This is a genomic window from Gaetbulibacter sp. M240, from assembly GCF_043876815.1.
Lineage (GTDB): Bacteria > Bacteroidota > Bacteroidia > Flavobacteriales > Flavobacteriaceae > Gaetbulibacter_A.
Window position 1 is genome coordinate 264,141 of the sequence record NZ_JBAWKA010000001.1, and the last position, 23,420, is coordinate 287,560.

Genomic DNA, 23,420 nt, shown 5'->3' on the forward strand with positions numbered 1-23,420 from the left:
ATTGTAACAGCATCCTTTTTTGAATTTGTGAAAAAAAGATATCGTGGAAAGCGCGGTTTATTTTGATTTTTTTCAAAATAAACGGGCCATAAAAAAACCCTGAACAAATGGCTCAGGGTTCTAAATGGTATTCTAATGAGATATTAGTATCTGTAATATTCCGGTTTGAACGGGCCTTCCGTTTTTACACCGATATATTCTGCCTGTTCTTCACGTAGTTCTGTGAGTTCTACACCGATTTTTTCAAGGTGTAGTTTGGCTACTTTTTCATCGAGATGTTTTGGAAGCATATATACCTTGTTTTCGTATTTATCGCTGTTTTTCCAAAGCTCGATTTGAGCAAGGGTTTGGTTGGTGAAGGAGTTACTCATCACGAAACTTGGGTGACCTGTGGCACAACCCAGATTTACCAAACGACCTTCGGCCAGTATAATAATATCCTTGTCTTTAACAGTGTATTTATCTACCTGCGGTTTGATGGTATTTTTTGTATGACCATAATTTTTATTAAGCCATGCCATATCGATCTCGTTATCAAAGTGACCAATGTTACACACGATCGTTTTGTCTTTGAAAGCTTCGAAATGATGGGCTTGTACGATATCTTTATTTCCGGTTGTGGTAATCACGATATCTGCTGTTGGAGCTACAGTTTCCAGTTTTTTAACTTCAAAACCGTCCATTGCTGCTTGTAAAGCACAGATTGGATCGATCTCTGTAACCGTTACAATACTTCCGGCACCTTTAAAGGAAGCCGCAGTACCTTTGCCTACATCGCCATAACCACAAACGATAACGCGTTTTCCGGCAAGCATCACATCAGTAGCACGACGGATGGCGTCTACCGCGCTTTCGCGACAGCCATACTTATTGTCGAATTTACTTTTGGTCACCGAATCGTTCACATTTATAGCAGGCATTGGTAATGTGCCTTTATTCATACGCTCGTATAAACGGTGCACTCCGGTCGTAGTTTCTTCACTCAAGCCTTTAATTCCTGAAACAAGTTCAGGATATTTGTCCAGAACCATATTGGTAAGATCGCCACCATCATCCAAGATCATATTCAAGGGCTTACGGTCTTCACCGAAAAATAAAGTTTGCTCGATACACCAATCAAATTCTTCCTCGGTCATATGTTTCCAGGCGTATACCGAAGTACCTGCCGCAGCAATAGCAGCTGCAGCCTGATCTTGTGTTGAAAAAATGTTACAAGAACTCCAGGTCACCTCTGCACCAAGGGCTTGAAGGGTTTCGATAAGCACAGCGGTCTGAATGGTCATGTGCAAGCAACCTGCAATACGTGCGCCTTTTAAAGGTTTCGATTCGCCGTATTCTTCACGCAAACTCATTAAGCCGGGCATTTCTGCCTCTGCAAGTTCAATTTCTTTTCTTCCCCAGTCTGCTAGTGAAATATCTTTCACTTTGTGGGCAACGTAAGGCAATGTTTTTGTACTCATATATATCTTTCTTTTAAACTCAAAAATGTTAAGCCTCAAACACTTTGCTTTAGTATTTAAAATAGTTAAATTCGCTTTGCAATAGTGGTTTAAGTGCTACAGGCTGCAAAGATAACCAATAACTTTTAGAATATTAAATGCCACTTTATAAAACTATTAAGCCCAATTCCCAAACGCTTGTTAAAATTTGGCATATTGAAGAATCTTACGATGATTTAAGATCTGTGGTTAATTTAAAACCTGAGAGTTTAGAGCGTGTTTTAGGTATGAAAAGTGAACTGCATCAGCGTGGGTTTTTAAGTGTGCGTTGTTTGTTACAGGCTTTTGGGTATACTGATACCGACCTGTACTACGACGAATTTGGTAAGCCCCATTTAAAGGATGGTAAATATATTTCGATCACGCATTCTTTTTATTTCTCAGCGGTTATTGTGAGTGACGTGCCAGTGGGTATCGATATTGAAAAGCAGCGTGAAAAAATAGGGATCATCGCGCACAAATTTATTGATTATGAAGGCGATTATCTCCATGCGGAAGATACCGACTACGTGAATAAACTAACCGTGATCTGGTGTGTAAAAGAGTCTTTGTACAAATTATTTGCTACGCCGGGATTGAGCTTTAAAGCACATTGTTTGGTCATTCCATTCATGCTTCAGGACCAGACCACGACCGCCTGGATAGATTACAAAACAACAAAACACAAATACGAAATTGCGTTTTTGGAATTTGAAGGTTTTACCTGTGCCTATGCAACGCCATATTAAACCTATTTTGTTAAAACACGATTATAAAAAAACATATCATGAATATATCAGTTGAATTAACCTTGTCGCCGTTAACGGATGATTATGAGTCTATTATAATTCGGTTTATTAAAAAGTTGCGAGCATCAAAGTTGAAGGTGCTTGAAAATCCTTTAAGCACCCAAGTTTATGGGGATTATGATACCGTGATGACAGTGCTTAAAGAAGAAATAAAAGAAACCTTCATCCTTATGGAACATGGGGTTTTATTTATGAAATTGGTAACTACAGACCGACACGACTATGAACCCGATTTTTGATTTTTTTTTCGAACAGTATCATGATTACGCAACTATAGATATTGTTCTTGAAATTGTTGCGGTGATCTTCGGCTTTTTGTCAGTTTGGTACTCCAAGCAAAATAATATTCTGGTATTCCCAACAGGTATGATAAGCACCATTATTTTTGTGTATTTATTATTCAAGTGGGGGTTGCTTGGCGATATGATGATCAATGGTTACTATTTTGTTATGAGTGTTTATGGTTGGTATATCTGGACGCGAAAAGTCGATGCTACACACGTGACGCCCATAACCAGAATTACAGACAACGAAAAAAAACTGAGTACAGCGATATTTATTGCGACCCTCTTATTTGTTTATTTAGTTTATACTGTTTTTGACAAATGGACCCATTGGACGGCCTATGTTGATACGGTAACTACCGCAATATTTTTTGTGGGGATGTGGCTTATGGCGCGGCGTAAAATTGAAAACTGGATCTTCTGGATTGTTGGTGATATCATTTCGGTACCTTTGTATTTTTACAAAGGATTAACCTTTACGAGTTTACAGTATTTAGGATTTACAATCATAGCCATTTTTGGTTACTTAGCATGGAAGAAGCATTTAAACAGCAACCTGCAGACTGCATAAAAATAGTTTTATTTGGTCCGGAATCAACGGGTAAAACAACTTTGTCACGACAATTGGCAAGGTATTACAACTCGGTTTGGGTGCCTGAATATGCTCGTGAATATTTGCAAAACAAATGGAATAACGAGCGAAAAACATGTGAGCCACACGATCTTTTGCCCATAGCGGCGGGACAAATGGCACTGGAGAATGAACTGGCACAGAAAACGGATACCGTCCTGATCTGTGATACCGATCTGTTAGAAACCAAGGTATATTCAGAAGCGTATTATTTGGGGAGCTGCGATCCTCTTTTAGAAAAATACGCCTTAGAAAATACCTATGACTTGTATTTTCTAACTTATATCGATACGCCCTGGGAGGCGGATGATTTAAGGGATAAACCAGAAGAAAGGGAGGCGATGTTCCAAGCTTTTCAAAATGAATTGATCCTACAAAACCGACCGTATGTGTTGTTAAAAGGAGATAAAAAAACAAGATTGGAAATCGCAACGAAACATATAGATAAATTATTAAATACCGCTTTATAATGTTTACAGATAATGACATTGAAGAATTAAAGTCGAAAGGGAAAAATATAGATCAGGTCAGGGCACAGATCGATCAGATAAAAAAGGGAATGGCTTATTCCCGTTTAGTGTCACCGGCTACTATTGGTAAAGGCATTGAGCGTTTTGATTATGCAACGACAAATTATTTTATACGTATTTACGAATCGAGTCAGAAGTATCTTGATTGCGTAAAATTTGTTCCTGCCTCAGGCGCTGCCACGCGAATGTTTAAATTCTTGTTTCAATTTTTAGAGGAATACGATCCGTATGAAGAATCGGTTTCCAGCTATGCTGAAAAACAACCGAATGAGCTTTTGAAAACCTTCATTTCTAAAATGGAATATTTCCCGTTTTATGAGCAAGTGGTCGAAGTTATGGAGGATTTGAATCCGAATTATGACAATTTGGATGAAAATGAAGCTTATGTGGCTTTTGTGAAGGCCATGCTTAGTCAGGAGGGTTTGAATTATAGTTTTCTACCCAAGGGCTTATTACCATTTCACACCTATGATACAGGAACGGTGACCGCTTTTTATGAGCACATGCAAGAAGCTACATTATATGCATCCGCGAATCAAACTGCCAAACTTCATTTTACGGTTTCGGAAAAACACCTATCTTATTTTGCAGCCGAATGGAATATGATTAAAACCGGTTTGGAACAAAAAACAGCTACAGATTTTGATGTGACTTTTTCCACCCAAAATGATGAAACCAATACCATTGCTCTGACACCGGATAATAAGATCTTCAAACATAAAGGAAAAATTTTATTCCGCCCCGCGGGTCATGGCGCTTTATTGGAAAATTTAAATGCCCTTGAGGCTGATCTTATCTTCATAAAAAACATCGATAATATTGTTGTTTTCAATAAGAACAAAGAGCAGTCGCGTTATAAAAAATTGTTGGCAGGTGTGCTTTTAAATGCCCAAGAGCAGGCATTTAACTATTTACATGATCTGGATAAAAAACGTAAATCCGAAACGGAATTGCTTACTATAGCCGCCTTTATAACGAAAACCTTAAATGTAGTTCTCGACGAGGACTTTGATGATTTTTCTTTAGAAGAAAAGGCCAGCTATTTACATAACAAATTAAATCGCCCTATCCGAGTATGTGGTATGGTGGAAAATAAAGGCGAACCTGGTGGTGGACCATTTTGGGTTCGAGATTCTCAGGACAATGAGTCACTACAAATCGTGGAGTTTGCACAGATTGATATTAATGATGAATCGCAAAAAGCCATCGTTAATGAAGCGACACATTTTAATCCAACCGATCTGGTTTGTGGTGTTAAGGATTACGAAGGGAACCTCTTTAACCTCATGGATTATACGGATCCTGAGACAGCATTCATTACCATGAAAACTCAAAATGGCGATCCTATTAAAGCTCTAGAGCGCCCAGGTTTATGGAATGGTAGTATGGCCCATTGGAATACTATTTTTGTGGAGGTACCGCTGGATACTTTTAACCCTGTTAAAACCATTAACGATCTTTTGAAACCCGAACACCGCGGCTCGTGAATTACGCTAAAGATGCTATAATCAACGAATTGGATTTTAAGGCCGTTCGCAGCTCTGGAAGCGGCGGGCAAAACGTTAATAAAGTATCCTCAAAAGTGGAGCTTCACTTTAATGTTTTGGGCTCGGAAGTTTTAGATGAGCTTCTTAAAGAACGCCTGAAGCAGAAATGGCAAAACCGCCTTACGAAAGAGGGCGAACTCATTTTACAATGTGATACCAGCAGAAGTCAGCATAAGAACAAGGAAATCGTAATTAAAAGGTTTTTTAAATTACTGGATGAAGCTTTGCTTAAACCCAAAAAACGAAAACCCACAAAGCCCACGAAAGCCGCTATTAAAAAACGATTGAAAAGCAAAAGCATTCAGGCGGAAAAGAAGTCCTTTCGGAAAAAACCGGATATCTAAAAAAACACAGAAGGTTTAATTTGTATTCTCAAAAACCTTCATATATTTGCACCGTTCTCAAAAAAGGGGTGCCAATTACGGCTGAGATCATACCCATTGAACCTGGAACAGGTAATGCTGTTTAGGAATTTAGAATTTTAACCAAAGGTCAATCCATTGTAATATTTGATCTTTGATGGGGATTCAAAAAAAATCATATTAACAAATAAAGAATAATGACCTCTTTTTATTCGATTATAAATTTTTTTAATCGACATGAAAAATTATGTTCTTTGTACAGCACTTTTGCTGTTCTCAATTTTAGGTTTTGCACAACAAAACCAGGTGGCACAAGACACTACCAAAACGCAGAAACTTGATGAAGTTCTTGTGCAGGCCGTAAGGGTAAATGCAGATTCGCCAATTACCCATTCCAACCTTACAAAAGAGGAACTTGCCAAACGAAATTTAGGGCAGGACATGCCACAACTCTTAAACTTTTTACCATCGGTGGTAACAACCAGTGATGCTGGTGCCGGCGTAGGATATACCGGAATTCGGGTGCGTGGTACGGATGCTACACGTGTCAATGTGACTATTAATGGTATTCCGTATAACGATCCCGAAAGTCAGGGAACGTTTTGGGTAAATCTAGGGGATTTCGCTTCGTCTGTTGAAAGTCTGCAATTGCAGCGTGGGGTAGGAACCTCTACCAATGGTTCAGGAGCTTTTGGGGCGAGTTTAAATTTATTAACGGATGCCGTTTCCAATGAAGCTTCAGCAGAAATTTCGAATAGTTTTGGGAGTTATAACACTCGAAAACACACCGTAAAAATGAGCACCGGGTTATTGAACGACCATTTTGAAGTTTCCGGGCGGCTGTCAAAAATTTACTCAGATGGTTATGTTGATCGGGCATTCACAGACTTAAAATCCTACTTTTTACAAGGTATTTATAAAGACGACAAAACCTTGATTAAAGCCATCACTTTTGGAGGTAAAGAGTATACCTATCAATCCTGGTTTGGCCTTACTGCCGATCAATTACAGGAAGATCGCCGTCAAAATCCGTACACCTACGATAATGAGACCGATAATTACTGGCAAGACCATTACCAGTTACATTGGAATCAGCGATTTAATAATGCTTGGTCTACTAACTTAGGGTTGAATTATACCAAGGGGGAAGGTTATTTTGAGCAATATAAACCCGATGAGACAGCCGCGGATTTTGCGAACTTAATTGAAGACGGTTCAGATGTAATTGTACGTCGCTGGCTGGATAATGATTTCTATGTATTAACCGCGAATGTGAGCTATAAGACCAATAATTTGGAATGGATCACTGGTTTGTCGTTGAGTTCTTATACAGGCGATCATTTTGGTGAAGTGATCTGGGGAAGTGACTTAGCTCCAAACACATCGATTAGAGACCGTTATTATGATGGGACGTCTTTAAAAAATGACTATTCTGTGTTTTCAAAAGCCACACTTATTTTAACAAATAAGCTTACCGGATTTGTAGATCTCCAAGGTCGTTTCGTGACCTATAAAACCAACGGTTTGAATTCTGATCGCATTGATTTTAATACGAATGCGAGATTCGATTTTTTCAACCCAAAGGTTGGTCTAACCTATGAATTTTCCAATGCGAGCAGTTTCTATACTTCCTTTGCGGTTGCAAACCGCGAACCTAATCGCGACGATTTTGAGTCCGGAGTTACCGAACATGAAACCCTGAATGATATAGAATTGGGATGGCGATACAAAACTTCCAAATTGCGCTTAAATTCGAACCTGTATTATATGTTTTACAAAAATCAGTTGGTACTTACCGGAGCCCTCGATGATGTTGGCAGTCCGGTGCGTGCAACCAGTGGTAAAAGTTATCGATTAGGTTTGGAAGTAGATGCGCAATGGCAGATCAGTAAGGCCTTTAGTTTATCGCCGAATGTCGCTTTAAGTCAGAATAAGAACAGAGATTTTACAACATCCAGAAATGGAGAACTGGTAAATTTGGGGAACACTAATATTTCATTTTCTCCAGAGTTGGTGGTTGGTAATATGTTTACTTATAAGCCTATTTCGAATCTAGAAGTTTCACTATTAAGTAAATATGTTGGTGAACAATACATGGGTAACACCGATAATCCGGAGTCTGTTTTGGATAGTTATTTTGTAAATGATATCAGCGTGAATTATGTGATCACACCGAGTTCACTTTTTAAATCAATTACCCTAACGGCTTTGGTAAACAATATGTTCAACAAAGAATATGTGTCAAACGGTTATTTTGGATCTTTTGATTATCCGGATGCCGGAAGTCCAACCGGGACGACTACAGGTTATTTTGCGGGCTATTATCCGCAGGCGACCACTAACTTTTTGTTAGGTGCGACATTAAAATTTTAATAATATTTTTCCTCTTAACTTTCCCCTCCTCCGGAGGGGTTAGGGGAGGATTTAATTTGAAATAAATAATAAATTGCCATTTTTCTCTACACGGTAGAATTTTAAGCCACAAAGAAGATTGCCATTATTTAGCGGTAATCCGTTGACTAGGCTATATTCATTTTTGTCATCACAACCACAAATGGCGGTTAAACCTGAGGTTGGAGCTAATACCGAGCAAGGTTGAAGAACATGATTCGGATCGGCCGCATCCCAGGCAAAATAATCTACACCTGTATAGGCAATAATTACTCCTGCATTTCCTTGATTGGGTTCGTAAACAGCGTTTGATGGAAAATTAAGCACACCATATTGAGGCAGATTCAAGTCTATGGTTAAATTAACTCCAACATTCAGTAAAAAGCGGCAGTTCTCATTTTGGTTGATATTGCTGCTGCAGGAAAAAAAAACCATAAAAAGTAACAGGATGTAAGGCGATCTCATGGGTATTAAATTGGTTTTGAAAGGTACAACAAAAGTAAAAAGGGATAAAATTATTTTTAACAGTTTAAAAAATTCTGCCTGAATTTAAGCGATTTATGCGCTACAGTTTTAAGCTTAGGAGCTACATCATATTTAAAAATTTTGTATTTTTGTTTTACAATCTCGTGGGAACGAGATTTTTTTATATGCTGAATTTTTCAGCATCTTTTAATATTAAACGATGACGTTATGAGTAAAGTATCATACTATACACCTGAGGGATTAAAGAAATTAAGAGACGAGTTAAGGCAATTGAAAGATGTAGAGCGCGTAAAGGCCTCTAAAGCTATAGCTGAAGCAAGAGATAAAGGTGATCTCAGTGAAAATGCTGAATACGATGCTGCGAAGGAAGCACAAGGGATGTTGGAAATGCGCATTTCTAAATTAGAAGATGCTTTGGCGGGGGCTCGTGTTATAGACGAATCGCAATTAGATAATTCAAAAGTTTTGGTGTTATCCAAGGTAAAAATAAAGAACCAGACTAACGGCGCTGAAATGGTTTACACCCTGGTTGCTGATGGTGAAGCTGATCTGGCTTCAGGAAAAATCTCTGTGAATTCACCGATTGGAAAAGGACTTCTCGGGAAATCTGTAGGTGATGTGGCTGAAATTAAAGTGCCAAGCGGGACTATGAAATTCGATATCATTGAAATTTCCAGATAAAATTTAAACCATGGGCACCATATTTACAAAAATAGTTACTGGTGAAATACCGTGTTATAAGGTCGCGGAAACCGATTACTTTCTAGCATTTTTAGATATCAATCCGAATTCAAAAGGGCATACGCTTTGTATCCCTAAAAAAGAAGTAGATAAAATCTTTGATTTGGATGAGGATAGCTACTTGGAACTTATGCGTTTTTCGCGGATGGTAGCCCGGGCCATACGAAAGGCTATCTCCTGCAAGCGCGTTGGTATGACGGTTATTGGCCTGGAAGTTCCCCATACACATGTGCATCTTATTCCGCTTCACGACATGGAGGATGCTCGATTCATCAGAAAGGCAAAATTCACTGAAAACGAATTTCAGGAGATTGCAGATGCCATAAAAGCGGCGTTATAATTTCGAATAAAAGAAGGTAAAGCCTATACCTGCAAGCACAATCGCCACAAAAAATATAACGATCAAACCTAAACCTTTTAGCCGGAAAGACGATTTACTTGGTTGAAAAGCCTTAAGATGGTACTCGTAAACGCGCTCAATATCATCAGTCCATTGTACCGGATAAATGGTTGACTCACAATTTACGCAGGTCATTTCATTTTTCACTTCGGAAGTGAGCCATTTATAAAGCTTTGATTCGTGCAGTTTTTGATAAAACGTAACGCGAAGATGTTCATTACTATAACAAACTGGACAATTATTTTTTAAGCTTACTTCTTTAACTTCGATAAATTTTTTAGGCATTGGTGGCACGTTTTAAAATGATTTCCATTGTTGTTCCTTTATCTTTTTCAGATTGCAGAACCTTTATTTTACCATGATGAAAATCTTCAATAATGCGCTTTGATAGCGACATTCCTAAACCCCAGCCACGTTTTTTTGTGGTAAACCCGGGTTCAAAAATATTTTTAAAATCTTTCTTGGGAATCCCTTTTCCCGTATCAGAAACATGGACTTTAATATTGTTTTCAAGTTGTGAAATATCAATACTTAAGGTTCCACGTCCCTTCATCGCATCAATGGCATTTTTAACCAGATTTTCGATCACCCAACTATAGAGTTGTTTATTAAGATGTACGGGAATTTCTTCATTTGGGACGTTTAGTTCAAAATTTATCAACTTGGAACTCCGTGATTTCAAATAGTCAAAAGAGTTTATCGTTTCTTCAATAATATCCGTAACCTCCAGTTTAGGCAAAGATCCAATCTTACTGAAACGCTCAGTAATAGTTTGCAGGCGATCGATATCTTTTTCTATCTCATTGATGTACTCCGGATTAACATGTTCTGATTTTAAAATTTCGGTCCAACCAATAAGTGATGATAAAGGGGTGCCAATTTGATGCGCGGTTTCTTTAGCCATCCCTGACCATAATTTATTCTGAGTAGCATTTTTGGTGCTACTGTAGAAAAAGAATATCACAGCAACAAAAAGGATCACAATTAAAAGAAGGGCCAGCGGATAATATTTAAGTTTATTTAAAAGATCCGAATTCCCATAATAAATAGTACTTATTACCTTTTTATCTATAATTACGGGTATCGGTTTGTTTTCCTGTTTGAAGGTGTTAATGAGTTTATTAACGTAAAGCGCATCAGATATTTTACTTTCGTTAATATTATTGAAACTGGTGAGATTCCCGGCTGGATCAACAACAAGCATCGGGGTTGAGGTGTTGCTGGTTAATATTTTTAAAGGAAGTTCTAAATTTTCATTAGTGGAGCTATTGATCAAAGTGGATTGAGCAAACGCCCAGTTTTCCATTTTTGTGCGCTCTTCCTCTTTGAAATGCTGAAAAAACTCGTATGTTTTCCAAAGGATCAGGGTAACAATAATGAAAGAGGCAATCACCATAACCCATCGAAAGGCATTATTATTTTTTCTAAATACCATACTTAAAAAAATGAATCGTTAATATAATGCAAAACTGTTAATATTATTGCCCTAGTTGTTAGTAAATCTGTTTTTTGTTCAAGCTTAGAATAGTTACATTTGTTTTTATAAAAAAGTTTATGCCGACTATTGAACCCAAAAGTGTATCCGTAAGTCAATTACATAGTTACCTTTTAAGTGCTGTAGCGCCTAGACCAATTGCCTTTGCCAGTACGGTAGATGCCGATGGGAAACCAAACCTGTCGCCTTATAGTTTTTTTAATGTGTTCAGTTCAAATCCGCCCACGGTGGTGTTTTCACCATCAAGGCGTGTTAGAGATAATACGGTAAAGCATACCTTAGAGAACATTGAAGAAACCGGTGAGGTGGTGATTAATGTGGTGACCTACGATATGGTTCATCAAATGTCATTGAGCAGTACCGAGTACGATAAGGGTGTTAACGAATTTGAAAAGGCTGGTTTAACCATGCTAAAGTCCGAAGTGGTTAAACCGTTTCGTGTCGCTGAATCACCAGTGCAAATGGAATGCAAGGTGATGGACATTATTAAACTGGGATCTGAGGGCGGCGCAGGAAACCTGATCATTTGCGAGGTTGTAAGGCTTCATATTGATGATGAGGTTTTAGATGAAGATGGCACCATTAACCAGGTGAAATTAGATCTGGTGGCTCGTGCTGGGGGTAGTTTTTACTCGCGTGCCAAAAAAGGATTTTTTGAAATCCCAAAGCCTGTAAAAACAAAAGGAATTGGTGTTGATAGTTTTCCCGATCACGTTAAGAACAGTATGATCTTAACGGGAAATAATTTGGGAATGTTAGGGAATGTAGAGGCTTTACCAACTCCGGAAGCCGTAGCCGAGTTTGTGGCGAGTTTGTCAGAGCGCTACCCGAATATTAAAACGGCAACACACAGGGAAAAGCATAAATTGGCTCGCAATTATTTAAGCTTTGGCGACATCGATAGTGCCTGGAAAATATTGCTCAGTTAAACATATAGATTAAAGATTATAAATAAGAAATAAACAGTAAAACATGGAAGTTCAAGGAAGAATTAAATTTATAGGAGAAACACAAACCTTTGGAAATAACGGATTTAGAAAACGTGAGGTTGTTGTAACCACTGAGGAACAATATCCCCAACATTTGATGATCGAGTTTGTTCAGGATAAAACAGATTTGCTTAATAGTTATCAAGTTGGACAACAGGTAAAGGTTAGTATCAATTTACGAGGAAGAGAATGGGTGAATCCTCAAGGGGAAACAAAATATTTTAATTCAATACAAGGCTGGCGTATTGAAGCTCTGGTGGACTCTGAAGCTTCAGGGAATGTTCCGCCGGTACCGCCAGCGGATGCCTTTGAGCCTGCCGGTGATTTAAATGAAGACGACCACGACGATTTACCGTTCTAATTGAATATTTGAGTTCAGCTATAGCGAAAATCTATTAAAATATAAACCTTTCAATATGCAATTTTGAAAGGTTTTTTTAATTTTATGCGATGCGTTTTTTAGATGACAAAATAGCGTTTCCTCCTCCTCATGAAGCTACTGCTGACGGTCTTGTTGCCGTTGGTGGCGATTTGTCTATAGAACGACTAATCCTGGCTTATAGATCTGGTATTTTTCCTTGGTTTGAACACGAAACACCTATTTTATGGTGGTCGCCCGATCCTCGATTTGTACTCTTTCCCGTAGATCTTAAAGTTTCGAAAAGCATGAAAAGGATATTAAATAAAAAGCAATTTAAAGTGACGGTGAATCAGGCTTTTGATGCCGTGATCACCAATTGTGCCACAGCTGAGCGCCAAGGGCAGCGTGGTACCTGGATAACTCATAATATGATCCAGTCTTACAAAAAATTACATGAGTTAGGTTATGCTAAATCCGTAGAGGTTTGGGACAATAATGCCTTAGTTGGGGGACTCTATGGTGTGGATTTAGGGAATGGAGTTTTTTCAGGCGAAAGCATGTTCACAACCGTAAGCAATGCGAGTAAAGTAGGTTTTATTTCATTCCTGCAAAATAGCTCGTATAGGCTTGTTGATTGCCAGGTTTATACAGAACATCTGGAGCGTTTAGGAGCTAAAGAAATTCCCCGAAATGAATTTTTATCTTTTTTGTAGGAATTGGAAAAATGAGTTTTTCTCAGCAAAAATAAAAAAGCAGGTTAGGGTTGACTTTTTTTTTAATCAATATTTAGAACTCAAATTTCATGGTATCGAAAACAATCAACTTCATGATCATTCACCATTCCGGTGGCTTGCATGTGGGCATAAACAACAGTCGACCCTACGAATTTAAAGCCCCGTTTTTTCAAATCTGCACTTATGGTGTCACTCAAAGAGGTATTGGCAGGGATATTTTTATGATGGTCAAGTTTATTTTTAATGGGCTTCCCGTCAACGAACCCCCAGATATAATGACTAAAACTTCCAAATTCTTTCTGGACCTTAATAAAGGCCTGAGCATTTGTAACAGTAGCTTTTATTTTTAATTTATTCCGAATTATACCGGCATTTTTTAGTAAGGTGTCTATTTTTTCCTGAGAATAACCGGCAATTTTTTTGTAGTCAAAATCATCGAAAGCATTTCTGAAATTTTCACGTTTACGCAAGATCGTAATCCAGCTTAAACCGGCCTGAAACGTTTCTAAAGTTAAAAATTCAAAAAGCGTGTCATCGTCATAAACCGGAACACCCCACTCGGTATCGTGATAGGCTTCATACAATGGATCACCCAAGCACCAACCACATTTGTGTTTTGACGTCGTTTTCATTTTAAATCTTAAAGCAAAAAAAGATTAGATAAAAAGTAAAAGTATGACAAATATCAGCTTAATTAAAATATGCAGCCTGTAATTTTGTATCGTTAGTTTTTGTTATAATTTAAATGAAATCCGATGAATTCGATAATAAAAGCAAGTTTAGATCGCGGGATATCTTATGATACCTACAGAAAACTTATGGGTCAGTGGAGTTTAATAAATGCTACTTCCGGCAATGAACAAAGTGAATCTCATGTTCATTTCACAAAATTGAATGACAGGCGAATGAAGCGGTGGGATAAAACACTAAAAATAACCAAACCTTATACCGAAAATATTTTGAGATTCGAGCTCAAGATCACCTGGTTGGTTTTAGCCGAAAGTTGGTGTGCGGATGGGGCACATATTATTCCTGTGCTGAATAAAATTGCAGAACTAAACCCGAATATTAGTTTAAAAATTGTTTTCCGTGATGAAAATCCGGAGCTTATGGATGCATTTTTAACCCATGGTAATCGGGCCATTCCTAAAGTCATCATGGTCGATGATCAAACAGGGAAAGTGATTGCGACCTATGGGCCACACCCCTCGGAAGCCGAAGGTTATGTAAAGCGGTTTAAAGCCATGAATGGAACATTGACAGCTAGCTTTAAAGAAGATTTACAATATTGGTATAATAGAGATAAGGGACAAACTATTATTGAAGATATCACCCAAATTTTAGGTCGGTTACAGCCTAGTGTTTCCCTATAAAATTAAAGGTGATGGTCCCTAGTTGTGACGCTTTGTTTACAGCCGAACTAAATTTTGATTCCTTGGCGTATTCCAGAGCATGATTCGTTAAGCATTCATTGCTGGTAGAAGACGAATTATTGATATAAGCATCAGTAACATCGCCTTTCGAATCAACGGTAATGTTCACTACTATTCTACCCCCAACTTCGCATAGATAAACAGGAATAGGAATATAGATTTTTTCTCTGTCGATAAGAGAAAAACTAATGGTACTTCGCCCATTATTACTGTCTTCTTTTTGTTTTTTTAAGAGCTCATTAACCTTATCAAATGAAGATATTTCTTCACGGTTTAATTTAGAATCTTCGTAATCATGTGCTTTGGCAAATGATTTCAATTCTTCGAAACTTGAATTTTTTGGAACATAATCTTCCGGTGGAGCAATCGATTTATAGGCCTGATCAAAGCGTTTATTTTCTTTGTTCTGGTTGTATGCCTGATTCGTTTCGGCCTTGGCATTATTCAGTTTGTCCAGAGCTTCCAAAACTTTGATTTCCTCAGGGGTTAACGGTTCTTCCGGAACAACTTCGTAATAACTTTCGGCGATACTAGCTTCTTTTTGTTTGAGCCCAAAACTGAAAACGGAAAGAACCACCGTTCCTGCTATGAAAAAGGTTATTAATAAGGCTTTATGTTGATCTGTTAGGTGCAAATCGTTTTAAATTTAGAGCATTTCTTCAACCAATATACGTAAAAATAAAGAATTTAGTTGTCAAGGCCTTCGATAAAGGTATCTATACTCAGGGCCGTATCGACATGAAAATCACCAATTTTGGTCCGTCGTAAGGCTACTAAATGGGCTCCGGAATTTAAGGCTTTTCCAAAATCGTTTGCTAAAGATCGGATGTAGGTGCCTTTGCTGCAAACCACTTTAAAATCGACATTTAAACCAGAGATATTTGTGATGTCGAAAGTATCGATAGTAACTTTCCTCGACTTAATTTCGACCTCCTGGCCCTCACGAGCAAATTCATACAGGCGTTTTCCATCCTTTTTTACGGCTGAAAATACCGGGGGTACCTGTTCTATAGTTCCAGTGAATTTCTGAGTGGTTTGGTGAATTAAAATCTCTGTAATATGTTCTGTTGGGTAGCTTTTGTTGATCTCGGTTTCAAGATCATATGATGGTGTGGTGCTCCCTAGGACAATGGTACCCGTATACTCTTTGGTCTGTCCCTGAAAGGAGTCGATCTGCTTGGTCATTTTTCCGGTGCAAATGACTAATAAGCCGGTTGCCAAAGGATCTAGAGTACCTGCATGACCTACTTTTATTTTTTTAATATTGAAGGCTTTTCTGATCGCCCAGCGGAGCTTATTAACCACTTGAAAAGAGGTCCAATTCAAGGGCTTATCTATAAGAATAACCTGTCCTGCAAGGAAGTCTTCTTTTGTTGGCATTTCTTAAAATATTAAAGGAATGGTTATAGCTAAAACACCAACAATAAAACAATAAATAGCAAAGTAGGATAATTTACTTTTTTTAACCAAGGTGATCATCCAGGTGCAAGCAAATAAACCTGCAATAAATGCTGTAATAAAGCCAATGGTTAGGCCTGTAATGTTGTCTGAGTGAAAACTTAATTCACCTCCCATAATATCTTTAGCAATTTTACCCAGAATGAGCGGCACAACCATTAAGAAGGAAAAGCGTGCTGCTTTGGTTTTATCATTTCCAAGTAATACGGAGGTCGAGATCGTAGCACCGGATCTTGAAATTCCGGGGAGCATTGCAATGGCCTGAGATAAGCCAATAATGATTGCATTTCCAAAACTGACATTTTTACCTGTGTTCTTGGCTTTATCAGCCAGATATAATAATAAACCTGTAACAATAAGCATAAAGCCCACGAGTATTATTTGACCACCAAACAATTTCTCGAGTTCACTTTCAAAAAACAAACCGATAATAACCGCAGGGATCATGGAAAGGGCTATTTTGGCTATAAACTGCAAATCAGAATTCCATTTAAAAGTAAGGGCCCCTTTTATAAGACTCAAAATATCTTTTCTAAAAACCACGATAGTGCTTAAAGCTGTTGCAAAATGAAGTACAACTGTGAAAAGTAAACTTTCCTCCGGAACCCGTGTATCGCCTAAAATGGCTTTGGCGAGTTCTAAATGGCCACTTGATGAAACGGGTAAAAATTCTGTAAGGCCTTGAATAAGCCCAAGAATAATGGAGTCTATTAAATTATTCATGCCGCAAAAATAGCCAATTAAATGTAGTATTTATAACACTCTGTTAAAAATGATTCAAATAAAAAGCCATCCAATAATCATGATAAGGGCAATCCCTGAAAGGCCTTGTAATAAGGTAGATACAGTTTGTGTTTTTAAGGCTGTGACCGTTTTCATTCCAGAGCATTGAGCTACGACCCAAAAGAAACTGTCGTTCAAGTGTGACACAGTCATGGCACCTGCACCTATAGCTAGAACACACAGGGCGCGACCCAGATCACTGTCTAATCCAAACGATACAAGAATAGGAGCCATAATGGCTGCCGTAGTTATAATGGAAACGGTCGACGACCCCTGAGCAGTTTTCAATAAGGCTGCGATCACAAAAGGCAGAAAAAGGCCGAGGTTATAATCTGCAAAATGGGTTCCAATAAAATCGCCAATACCGGTAGCTTGCAATATGGCTCCAAAAGCTCCTCCTGCGCCTGTGATTAAAATAATGATACCGGCTTCTTTAAGACCACTGCTTACCCAATGAAAATGATCGGCTTCCGGTACACTTTTCTTTAATCTGAATGCCAGAAAAACCCCAATGAGTAGGGCGATCACGGGATTTCCAATAAAGTTTATAACCTGTGCTGTATGACCTTGACCAAAAGGATGTGTGGGATAATCTGCTATCGATTTTAGTGCAATTAATACAATGGGAATAATTATGGGCAAAAATGCCGGGGTTGGTTTTGGTAAAGACTTTGTTTCCGAGTTTTCTGATTTGGATGCATCAGCTTCACTCTCGTTCTCAGCCTCATATATATAATGTTTTTGAAGGTATCTGGCCCAGAAATAGCCAACAAGAGATACCGGTAAGGCCACCGCTAAGCCCAGTACAATAACAAGACCCAGATCGGCATTTAAAGCTGCCGTAGCAGCCAATGGTCCCGGGGTTGGTGGTACAAACACATGGGCCGTGTATAAACCTGCAGCAAGCGAAACAGCTAGGACGGGAATGGCAATTTTACTATGCTTGCTCAGGGCTTTATTCAATGGGGATAAAATGATGAATCCCGAGTCACAATAGACAGGGATGGATACAATAAAACCAGTAATATTCATGGCCAGTACCGACCGACTTTTTCCAATGGTCTTCAGGGCCCATTTTGCCATGGTTTTGGCACCGCCACTTTGTTCTAAATAAGCACCTACAATAGTTCCGAATGCTATAATGATACCAATACTCCCCAATGTTTTTCCGAATCCGGTCGTGAGTATATTCGTTATTTGGTTGCTGTTCAGACCGCCAACAAAGCCCATAACAATTCCGGCTAATAGTAGTGATAAAAAGGGATGAAATTTGTATTTTGAGGCGGCAATAACCATGAGAATGACTACAACCACCAATGCTACAAGAATGACCATGCTTTGTGTTTTTTGAATGATTTAAATGTACTAATTAATTTTTTGAGATGAAATTTGTGCTTGCTCCCGATAAGTTTAAAGGTAGTTTAACAGGCTTGCAGTTTTGTGAGGTTGTTAAAAAAAGTCTGCTTAAGATAATGCCTGAATCAGAGATTAAATTCCTTCCCCTGTCCGATGGCGGTGATGGAACTATTGAAATTCTAGATTATCATTTGAACGGGGAGACCATTTCGATTACTGTAAGTGACCCTCTTTTCAGGCCTACTCGAAGTACTTTTCTTTATATGCCTGCTATTAAAACAGCTTTTGTTGAAATGGCGGGAGCTTCTGGCATGGCAATTTTAAGAAAGGAAGATCAAAATTGCTACTATACAACAACTCTGGGAACAGGTGAAGCTATTGTTACTGCCATGGATAGCGGTGCTGAAACCATTATTTTAGGTATAGGAGGTAGTGCTACAAACGATTGTGGCATTGGTATGGCAACGGCCTTGGGGTATCGTTTTTTGGATGATCAAGGAAACGACCTTTCCCCCATTGGAAAAAATCTTTCTTTAATACATCGTATTGAAACCTCAGGTGTTGATAAACGTTTAAACGATATTTCTATAAAAGTGGCTTGCGATGTATCTAATCCCCTATACGGTAAAAATGGAGCAGCCTATGTTTACGGACCACAAAAAGGAGCCTCGCCAGAAGAAATTTTGGCTTTGGATAAGGGCTTGCAGCATATTTCCGATATTTTTAAAAAACAATTTGGAGTGGATGTCCAGGAGATCAAAGGTGCCGGAGCGGCCGGAGGTATGGGAGCTGGAACTTCGGTGTTTTTAAATGCTGATCTGATCCCCGGGATCGATCTGGTAAAGGAATTGATCAATTTCGATTCAAAAATTAAATCTGCAGATTGGATTATTACCGGTGAAGGGATGTTGGATATGCAGACCTTATCAGGGAAAACGATTCATGGTGTGATCACTTCCGCGAAAGCGAAAAATATAAACGTCGCCGCTTTTTGTGGCGGAATAAGTCTGGAAATGGAGGAGCTTAAAACGTTTGGAATTGATTATGCGGATGCCGTCATGCGTGAGGCTAAACATCTGGAAGACGCTATGGAAAATACCCAGCACTATTTGAGTATAATTACCGAAAAATTCGCAAAAAAATTAAAAGAAAGTTAGTCTTTGTCCGGATTCAAAAGAATAGCATAAACCTGAATACCAAAACCCATTAAAACTAACATGGGCGCTAACCGAATACGACGCCAGTTAAATATTTCAGGATTGAATACATTAGGATCATCACTACCGCCACCACTCATTAAAATAAAGCCTAGAGCAATAAATACAAGCCCTATAAACATCACTTTATAGTTTTTTTTACCAAAAACAAAGGTTGGTTTCGACGTGTCTTTTTCTTTATCTTTTCCCATATGTGTTACTACTTGTGCCACAAAGTAACACAATTATTTAAAACTTAAGTGTTAAGTAATTTATAAATACTTATCCTGCATTTTAAACCAGACTTTTTTTAATAATGTTTTTGATACTATCAAAAATAAGTTTTCACTTTCGACAAACGACTAGATCAAGAGCGGATATCAACTTAAAACTTCCAATCTCCTTTTGTAACTTGAATTTTAGTTGTTTATTCGTGATGGATTGGATCATAGTCACTTAATTCACAACTTTTTATTCTAAATTTCACGACACAACCGGTTTAATCTAAACTTTTAAAATTAACAATATGCAAAAAATAATTTCATCATTTTTATTCATTAGTTTAATCGGGAACTTAGGTTTTGGGTTATCGCTCAGGGGAATTGTTGATAAAAAATTTAATTCTGAAACGGATAGTGTTTATGTGTCATTAATATGGAGCTCTGATGAGTCTATAACCAAGGATAGTTACAATTATGAAGTTGGGGAAATTATAAATGGAAAATTTAATTTTGAAATAGATAAACTGCCTCACCAAAATGTTTTAAAAGTATTTCGTGGCGTGCCAATTGCAGCAGCTTACATCATCGTTTTTAAGGATATTGATGGGGATAAAAGATTTACTGAAAATGACAAGATCATGGGATTAAGTGAAGACCATGTTGTTTGTTATGCTGAAAATAATTTAAAAGAATCAATGATCGCTTTTTACAAGACTCAGAAAAAATCTGAACCGGATCAAGATATTTTCAAAAGGTTTGAAAAATGGGAAAAAGGATTAAATATTTGTAAAAAGATGAATGATAAAAAAAAGAAAAGATATAAAAAGAAATACGGAATAATTCATGATATATTAATTCCTGACAATAACCCGGAAGTGTATATTAGAACCTCCGATAATTTTAAAAAATCTGATATTAAACCGCCTAACTGGACTTAATAATAGAGTTCGTCAGTCTTCAAATTTAAAAAACGCTGTGTTGCAATGTGTGTACTGATCCATGTGATAATGACACCTAAACTAAAAACAAGAATGAACAACCCGACCATTAAGGTAGGATTGTTAAGTAAACTTAACTCCGGAAAGGTTTGATTCACGTAATACAATACAATGGCCATACCTATTAAAGCCAGAATAGCACCTATTATGCCTAACCGTACGCTTTTCCAAACAAAAGGTCTGCGAATAAATTGCTTGGTAGCTCCAACCATTTGCATGGTTTTAATGGTAAAACGCTTTGAATATACAGATAAACGAATGGAACTGTTTATAAGTAATACGGCAATAAGGGTAAAAATACCACTGATTACCAGTATCCAGAAACTGATTTTTTTAACGTTGTTATTCATCAGGTTTACCAGATCATTGTCGTAAGTGACTTCATCTACAAAATTTTTGGTCATAGCTTCCGTAGTCAATACCTCTAATTGCTCCGTGGTCACGAAGTCGGCTTTCAAATGAATATCAATAGAGTTTTGTAAAGGATTGTAGCCAACAAAATCCATGAAATCTTCTCCATTTTCGGCCTTCATAATCTCGGCAGCCTGCTCTTTCGAAACATAATCGATCGATTTCACATAATCGGCCATCGCCAGACTTTTTTCGAGCTGTTTGATTTCAACATCCTTGGCGGTATCTTTCAAAAAAATAGTAACGACAACCTGTTCCTTAAAATGATCGGAAACTTTTTTGGCATTTAACACCAGCATACCAAGCAAGCCCAATAAAAACAAGACAAGAGCAATACTTAAAACCACTGAAAAATAGGAGGAGATCAGGCGGCGTTTTTGGTGTTGTTCAAAAGATAGGCTCATAACAATCCGGGATTAATGATGTAAAAATAATAAAGTATATTTAAAGTCCATTTATATAAACTAAAACATATGAACATTGTTGTATTTGGCGCCGGAGGTGTGGGTGGTTATTTTGGAGCCAAGCTTGTACAAGCCGGATTTGACGTGACATTTATAGCCCGCGGTGCACATTTGGATGCCATTAAAAATAAGGGTTTACAAATAAAAAGTGTAAAAGGCGATTTTACAGTACACCCAAGTGCCACGGATGATATTACTACGGTTGGCACGCCTGATCTGGTGATCCTAGGGGTGAAATCGTGGCAAGTTACAGAAGTTGCCGAAAAACTGAAACCCATTATTGGTGGTGATACCGTGGTGCTACCACTTCAAAACGGTGCTGATAATGCTGATAAACTTAGGGCCGTTCTACCGGAAAAAAACGCTCTTGCCGGTTTATGTAAAATCGTAAGTATGGTTGAAGCTCCGGGAATTATAAGGCATATAACCTATGAGCCTGAAATTGTTTTTGGAGAATACAATAACGAAAAAACAGAGCGTGTAAAAACCCTGAAAGCAGTTTTCAACAAAGCTGGTTTCAAGAACACCTTGTCTGATGATATTCATCTGGATATTTGGAAAAAGTTTCTGTTTATTTGTACTATTAGTGGCATTGGAGCACTTACCCGTGCGGTTTTTGGTGTGATGCGTTCACATGAAGGCATTCGAAAAATCATCCACGATACAGCTAATGAAATGGTAAGCGTTGCTAATGCCAAAGGTGTGGGTTTAACAGCTCAGGATGTGGCTATGGTGATTCACATTATCGACCAGTTAGATTTCAATACGACGGCATCGATGCAGCGTGACGTTATGGAGGGGAAACCGAGTGAATTGGAAAACTTCAATGGCTATATTGTAAAAGAAGGGAAAATACTGGGGGTTGAAACACCTACCAATACTTTTATCTATCACTGTCTGTTGCCACAGGAAGAAAAAGCGCGGTCTTAAATTTTTACTTTCGCTTTTCGGCTTACCATATAAACACCTAGAATAACAAGTATCCCACTGCATATTTTTACGATGTTCACATCCTGGGCATATTGGTTTTGGTTGAAAAAATTGGCATATATGGTAACCATAATAAAGCTGATAAGCGGCTGCAAATAAATATAACTGCTGGTTACAGAAGGCGATACGTGGCTAAGCGAATAAATATTGAACAAATAGGCAAAAAATGTGGTAAATAGTACCACAAAACCTACGGTTAAGTAGGTTCCTGTGGTAAAGGCTTCATAATTTGTATGCATAAAATCATTGATGCCAACGGGAAACGTGAATAAAAACCCAAATAAAAATACCCAACTTACCACCGTTACGGCATTGTATTTTTTCATAAGGGGTTTTACAATCACCAGATACAGAGCATAACTGGTCGCATTCAGAAAAACAAAGAGATTGCCCAACAGGGAGCTTGTACCTGATGTTTCGTTACCGTATAATACAAGTGCTATAGCGCCAATACCACCCAAAGAAATACCAATAAGTTTATTTCGCGTGATGCGCTCATGCAATAATATAGCGCTAAAAACGAGCACCAATACAGGAACTACGGTCATAATAATAGACGCATCCACCGGGGAGGTCAGGTTAATACCATGAAAAAACAATAATTGGTTGGCTGCGGCACCCAAAAATCCACAAAGTATTAAGCGGAAATAGTCTTTTGTGGCCACAGGTTCTTTAATCACAAAAGTTTTTAAGATCCAGAACAAAGGGGTAGCACAAAGCAAGCGGATAAACACAAAAGCATTCGGTCCAATTTTATCGGGCATGATGCCCTTTGCGATAATGTAATTTACACCATAAATCAGGTTGGCACCAAGCAGTGCTAAATGTGCTTTAAGGATACTTTTTGTCAAGCGATAATTTGTTTAAGCTGC

Annotated in this window: 28 protein-coding genes and 1 riboswitch; of the genes, 16 read left to right on the forward strand and 12 right to left on the reverse strand. The window is 38.1% G+C overall.

The annotated features are described in order from the left end of the window. Positions 1–143 precede the first annotated feature (143 nt). Positions 144–1,460 carry an adenosylhomocysteinase gene (gene ahcY, locus V8G61_RS01180; protein WP_394873595.1) on the reverse strand — a complete coding sequence of 439 codons (1,317 nt, stop codon included), beginning with the start codon at positions 1,458–1,460 and terminating at the stop codon, positions 144–146. 137 nt (positions 1,461–1,597) lie between these two features. Between ahcY and V8G61_RS01185 the strand changes: the two genes are divergently transcribed. From V8G61_RS01185 to V8G61_RS01215, 7 genes are all read left to right on the forward strand, one after another. Continuing rightward, positions 1,598–2,227, forward strand: a complete 630-nt coding sequence (locus V8G61_RS01185) for a 4'-phosphopantetheinyl transferase family protein (RefSeq protein ID WP_394873596.1) — start codon at positions 1,598–1,600, stop codon at positions 2,225–2,227. A gap of 38 nt (positions 2,228–2,265) precedes the next feature. Next, complete coding sequence (locus V8G61_RS01190; protein ID WP_394873597.1) at positions 2,266–2,526, forward strand: YkoF family thiamine/hydroxymethylpyrimidine-binding protein; 261 nt, start codon at positions 2,266–2,268, stop codon at positions 2,524–2,526. After that, positions 2,510–3,142 (forward strand): nicotinamide riboside transporter PnuC, encoded by a 633-nt coding sequence (gene pnuC / locus V8G61_RS01195; RefSeq protein WP_394873598.1) that lies wholly within the window; start codon positions 2,510–2,512, stop codon positions 3,140–3,142. Before V8G61_RS01190 ends, pnuC begins: the two co-directional genes overlap by 17 nt. Then, positions 3,103–3,672, forward strand: coding sequence for an AAA family ATPase (locus tag V8G61_RS01200; RefSeq protein ID WP_394873599.1), 570 nt, complete (start codon positions 3,103–3,105; stop codon positions 3,670–3,672). The genes pnuC and V8G61_RS01200 overlap by 40 nt, the downstream gene beginning before the upstream one ends. After that, on the forward strand, positions 3,672–5,219 hold the full coding sequence (locus V8G61_RS01205) for a DUF4301 family protein (RefSeq protein ID WP_394873600.1): 1,548 nt from the start codon (positions 3,672–3,674) through the stop codon (positions 5,217–5,219). The genes V8G61_RS01200 and V8G61_RS01205 overlap by 1 nt, the downstream gene beginning before the upstream one ends. Then, a complete protein-coding gene (arfB, locus tag V8G61_RS01210; RefSeq protein ID WP_394873601.1) occupies positions 5,216–5,623 on the forward strand; it encodes an alternative ribosome rescue aminoacyl-tRNA hydrolase ArfB in 408 nt (135 codons plus the stop codon). The genes V8G61_RS01205 and arfB overlap by 4 nt, the downstream gene beginning before the upstream one ends. A 54-nt stretch (positions 5,624–5,677) precedes the next feature. After that, positions 5,678–5,768, forward strand: a riboswitch (TPP riboswitch). Between the two features lie 110 nt (positions 5,769–5,878). Beyond that, positions 5,879–8,014, forward strand: a complete 2,136-nt coding sequence (locus V8G61_RS01215; RefSeq protein WP_394873602.1) for a TonB-dependent receptor — start codon at positions 5,879–5,881, stop codon at positions 8,012–8,014. Positions 8,015–8,065: 51 nt separating this feature from the next. On the opposite strand, the gene V8G61_RS01220 is transcribed toward V8G61_RS01215, so the two are convergent. Then, positions 8,066–8,497, reverse strand: a complete 432-nt coding sequence (locus V8G61_RS01220) for a hypothetical protein (RefSeq protein WP_394873603.1) — start codon at positions 8,495–8,497, stop codon at positions 8,066–8,068. A gap of 228 nt (positions 8,498–8,725) precedes the next feature. Here V8G61_RS01220 and greA point away from each other — a divergent pair, with 228 nt between their 5' ends. Both greA and V8G61_RS01230 read left to right on the forward strand, forming a co-directional pair. Beyond that, positions 8,726–9,199, forward strand: coding sequence for a transcription elongation factor GreA (gene greA / locus V8G61_RS01225; RefSeq protein ID WP_394873604.1), 474 nt, complete (start codon positions 8,726–8,728; stop codon positions 9,197–9,199). A 10-nt stretch (positions 9,200–9,209) separates the two neighbouring features. Further along, positions 9,210–9,599, forward strand: coding sequence for an HIT family protein (locus V8G61_RS01230; protein ID WP_394873605.1), 390 nt, complete (start codon positions 9,210–9,212; stop codon positions 9,597–9,599). Here V8G61_RS01230 and V8G61_RS01235 read toward each other — a convergent pair. Together V8G61_RS01235 and V8G61_RS01240 are read right to left on the reverse strand one after the other, a co-directional pair. Next, positions 9,594–9,944 (reverse strand): hypothetical protein, encoded by a 351-nt coding sequence (locus V8G61_RS01235; protein WP_394873606.1) that lies wholly within the window; start codon positions 9,942–9,944, stop codon positions 9,594–9,596. The genes V8G61_RS01230 and V8G61_RS01235 overlap by 6 nt on opposite strands. Then, a complete protein-coding gene (locus V8G61_RS01240; protein WP_394873607.1) occupies positions 9,937–11,094 on the reverse strand; it encodes a sensor histidine kinase in 1,158 nt (385 codons plus the stop codon). Before V8G61_RS01240 ends, V8G61_RS01235 begins: the two co-directional genes overlap by 8 nt. Before the next feature lie 119 nt (positions 11,095–11,213). On the opposite strand from V8G61_RS01240, the gene V8G61_RS01245 reads away from it, so the two are divergent. The 3 genes from V8G61_RS01245 to aat all read left to right on the forward strand — a co-directional run bounded on the left by V8G61_RS01245 (position 11,214) and on the right by aat (position 13,217). After that, positions 11,214–12,083: a flavin reductase family protein gene (locus V8G61_RS01245; protein ID WP_394873608.1), complete on the forward strand. Its 870-nt coding sequence runs from the start codon at positions 11,214–11,216 to the stop codon at positions 12,081–12,083. Positions 12,084–12,126: 43 nt separating this feature from the next. Then, complete coding sequence (locus V8G61_RS01250; protein ID WP_394873609.1) at positions 12,127–12,504, forward strand: DUF3127 domain-containing protein; 378 nt, start codon at positions 12,127–12,129, stop codon at positions 12,502–12,504. Positions 12,505–12,593: 89 nt separating this feature from the next. Continuing rightward, complete coding sequence (aat, locus tag V8G61_RS01255; protein WP_394873610.1) at positions 12,594–13,217, forward strand: leucyl/phenylalanyl-tRNA--protein transferase; 624 nt, start codon at positions 12,594–12,596, stop codon at positions 13,215–13,217. An 80-nt stretch (positions 13,218–13,297) separates the two neighbouring features. Here aat and V8G61_RS01260 read toward each other — a convergent pair whose 3' ends face one another. Continuing rightward, positions 13,298–13,870: a DNA-3-methyladenine glycosylase I gene (locus tag V8G61_RS01260; RefSeq protein WP_394873611.1), complete on the reverse strand. Its 573-nt coding sequence runs from the start codon at positions 13,868–13,870 to the stop codon at positions 13,298–13,300. Between the two features lie 123 nt (positions 13,871–13,993). Here V8G61_RS01260 and V8G61_RS01265 point away from each other — a divergent pair, with 123 nt between their 5' ends. After that, positions 13,994–14,611 carry a thioredoxin family protein gene (locus V8G61_RS01265; protein ID WP_394873612.1) on the forward strand — a complete coding sequence of 206 codons (618 nt, stop codon included), beginning with the start codon at positions 13,994–13,996 and terminating at the stop codon, positions 14,609–14,611. Here the strand turns inward: V8G61_RS01265 and V8G61_RS01270 are convergent. Genes V8G61_RS01270 through V8G61_RS01285 form a run of 4 tightly spaced genes read right to left on the reverse strand, consistent with a single transcriptional unit; the run spans position 14,595 to position 18,247 of the window. After that, positions 14,595–15,305 (reverse strand): TonB family protein, encoded by a 711-nt coding sequence (locus tag V8G61_RS01270; RefSeq protein ID WP_394873613.1) that lies wholly within the window; start codon positions 15,303–15,305, stop codon positions 14,595–14,597. The two genes, V8G61_RS01265 and V8G61_RS01270, sit on opposite strands and share 17 nt — an antisense overlap. Before the next feature lie 53 nt (positions 15,306–15,358). Continuing rightward, on the reverse strand, positions 15,359–16,051 hold the full coding sequence (gene truB, locus V8G61_RS01275) for a tRNA pseudouridine(55) synthase TruB (RefSeq protein ID WP_394873614.1): 693 nt from the start codon (positions 16,049–16,051) through the stop codon (positions 15,359–15,361). A 3-nt stretch (positions 16,052–16,054) separates the two neighbouring features. Continuing rightward, positions 16,055–16,852 (reverse strand): undecaprenyl-diphosphate phosphatase, encoded by a 798-nt coding sequence (locus V8G61_RS01280; protein WP_394873615.1) that lies wholly within the window; start codon positions 16,850–16,852, stop codon positions 16,055–16,057. A 54-nt stretch (positions 16,853–16,906) separates the two neighbouring features. After that, positions 16,907–18,247, reverse strand: a complete 1,341-nt coding sequence (locus tag V8G61_RS01285) for a GntP family permease (RefSeq protein WP_394873616.1) — start codon at positions 18,245–18,247, stop codon at positions 16,907–16,909. A 47-nt stretch (positions 18,248–18,294) separates the two neighbouring features. On the opposite strand from V8G61_RS01285, the gene V8G61_RS01290 reads away from it, so the two are divergent. Continuing rightward, positions 18,295–19,425: a glycerate kinase gene (locus V8G61_RS01290; RefSeq protein WP_394873617.1), complete on the forward strand. Its 1,131-nt coding sequence runs from the start codon at positions 18,295–18,297 to the stop codon at positions 19,423–19,425. Here V8G61_RS01290 and V8G61_RS01295 read toward each other — a convergent pair. Continuing rightward, positions 19,422–19,676 carry a DUF3098 domain-containing protein gene (locus tag V8G61_RS01295; RefSeq protein WP_394873618.1) on the reverse strand — a complete coding sequence of 85 codons (255 nt, stop codon included), beginning with the start codon at positions 19,674–19,676 and terminating at the stop codon, positions 19,422–19,424. The two genes, V8G61_RS01290 and V8G61_RS01295, sit on opposite strands and share 4 nt — an antisense overlap. 314 nt (positions 19,677–19,990) lie before the next feature. Here V8G61_RS01295 and V8G61_RS01300 point away from each other — a divergent pair, with 314 nt between their 5' ends. Then, entirely contained in the window at positions 19,991–20,623 is a 633-nt protein-coding gene (locus V8G61_RS01300; protein WP_394873619.1) for a hypothetical protein, read from the forward strand. On the opposite strand, the gene V8G61_RS01305 is transcribed toward V8G61_RS01300, so the two are convergent. Next, positions 20,620–21,498 (reverse strand): cell division protein FtsX, encoded by an 879-nt coding sequence (locus V8G61_RS01305; protein ID WP_394873620.1) that lies wholly within the window; start codon positions 21,496–21,498, stop codon positions 20,620–20,622. The genes V8G61_RS01300 and V8G61_RS01305 overlap by 4 nt on opposite strands. A 69-nt stretch (positions 21,499–21,567) precedes the next feature. Between V8G61_RS01305 and V8G61_RS01310 the strand changes: the two genes are divergently transcribed. Then, the gene (locus tag V8G61_RS01310; RefSeq protein ID WP_394873621.1) at positions 21,568–22,488 is read left to right on the forward strand and encodes a ketopantoate reductase family protein; all 921 of its coding nucleotides are present in this window, start codon (positions 21,568–21,570) and stop codon (positions 22,486–22,488) included. On the opposite strand, the gene V8G61_RS01315 is transcribed toward V8G61_RS01310, so the two are convergent. Beyond that, positions 22,485–23,399: a DMT family transporter gene (locus tag V8G61_RS01315; protein ID WP_394873622.1), complete on the reverse strand. Its 915-nt coding sequence runs from the start codon at positions 23,397–23,399 to the stop codon at positions 22,485–22,487. The two genes, V8G61_RS01310 and V8G61_RS01315, sit on opposite strands and share 4 nt — an antisense overlap. Between the last annotated feature and the right edge of the window lie 21 nt (positions 23,400–23,420).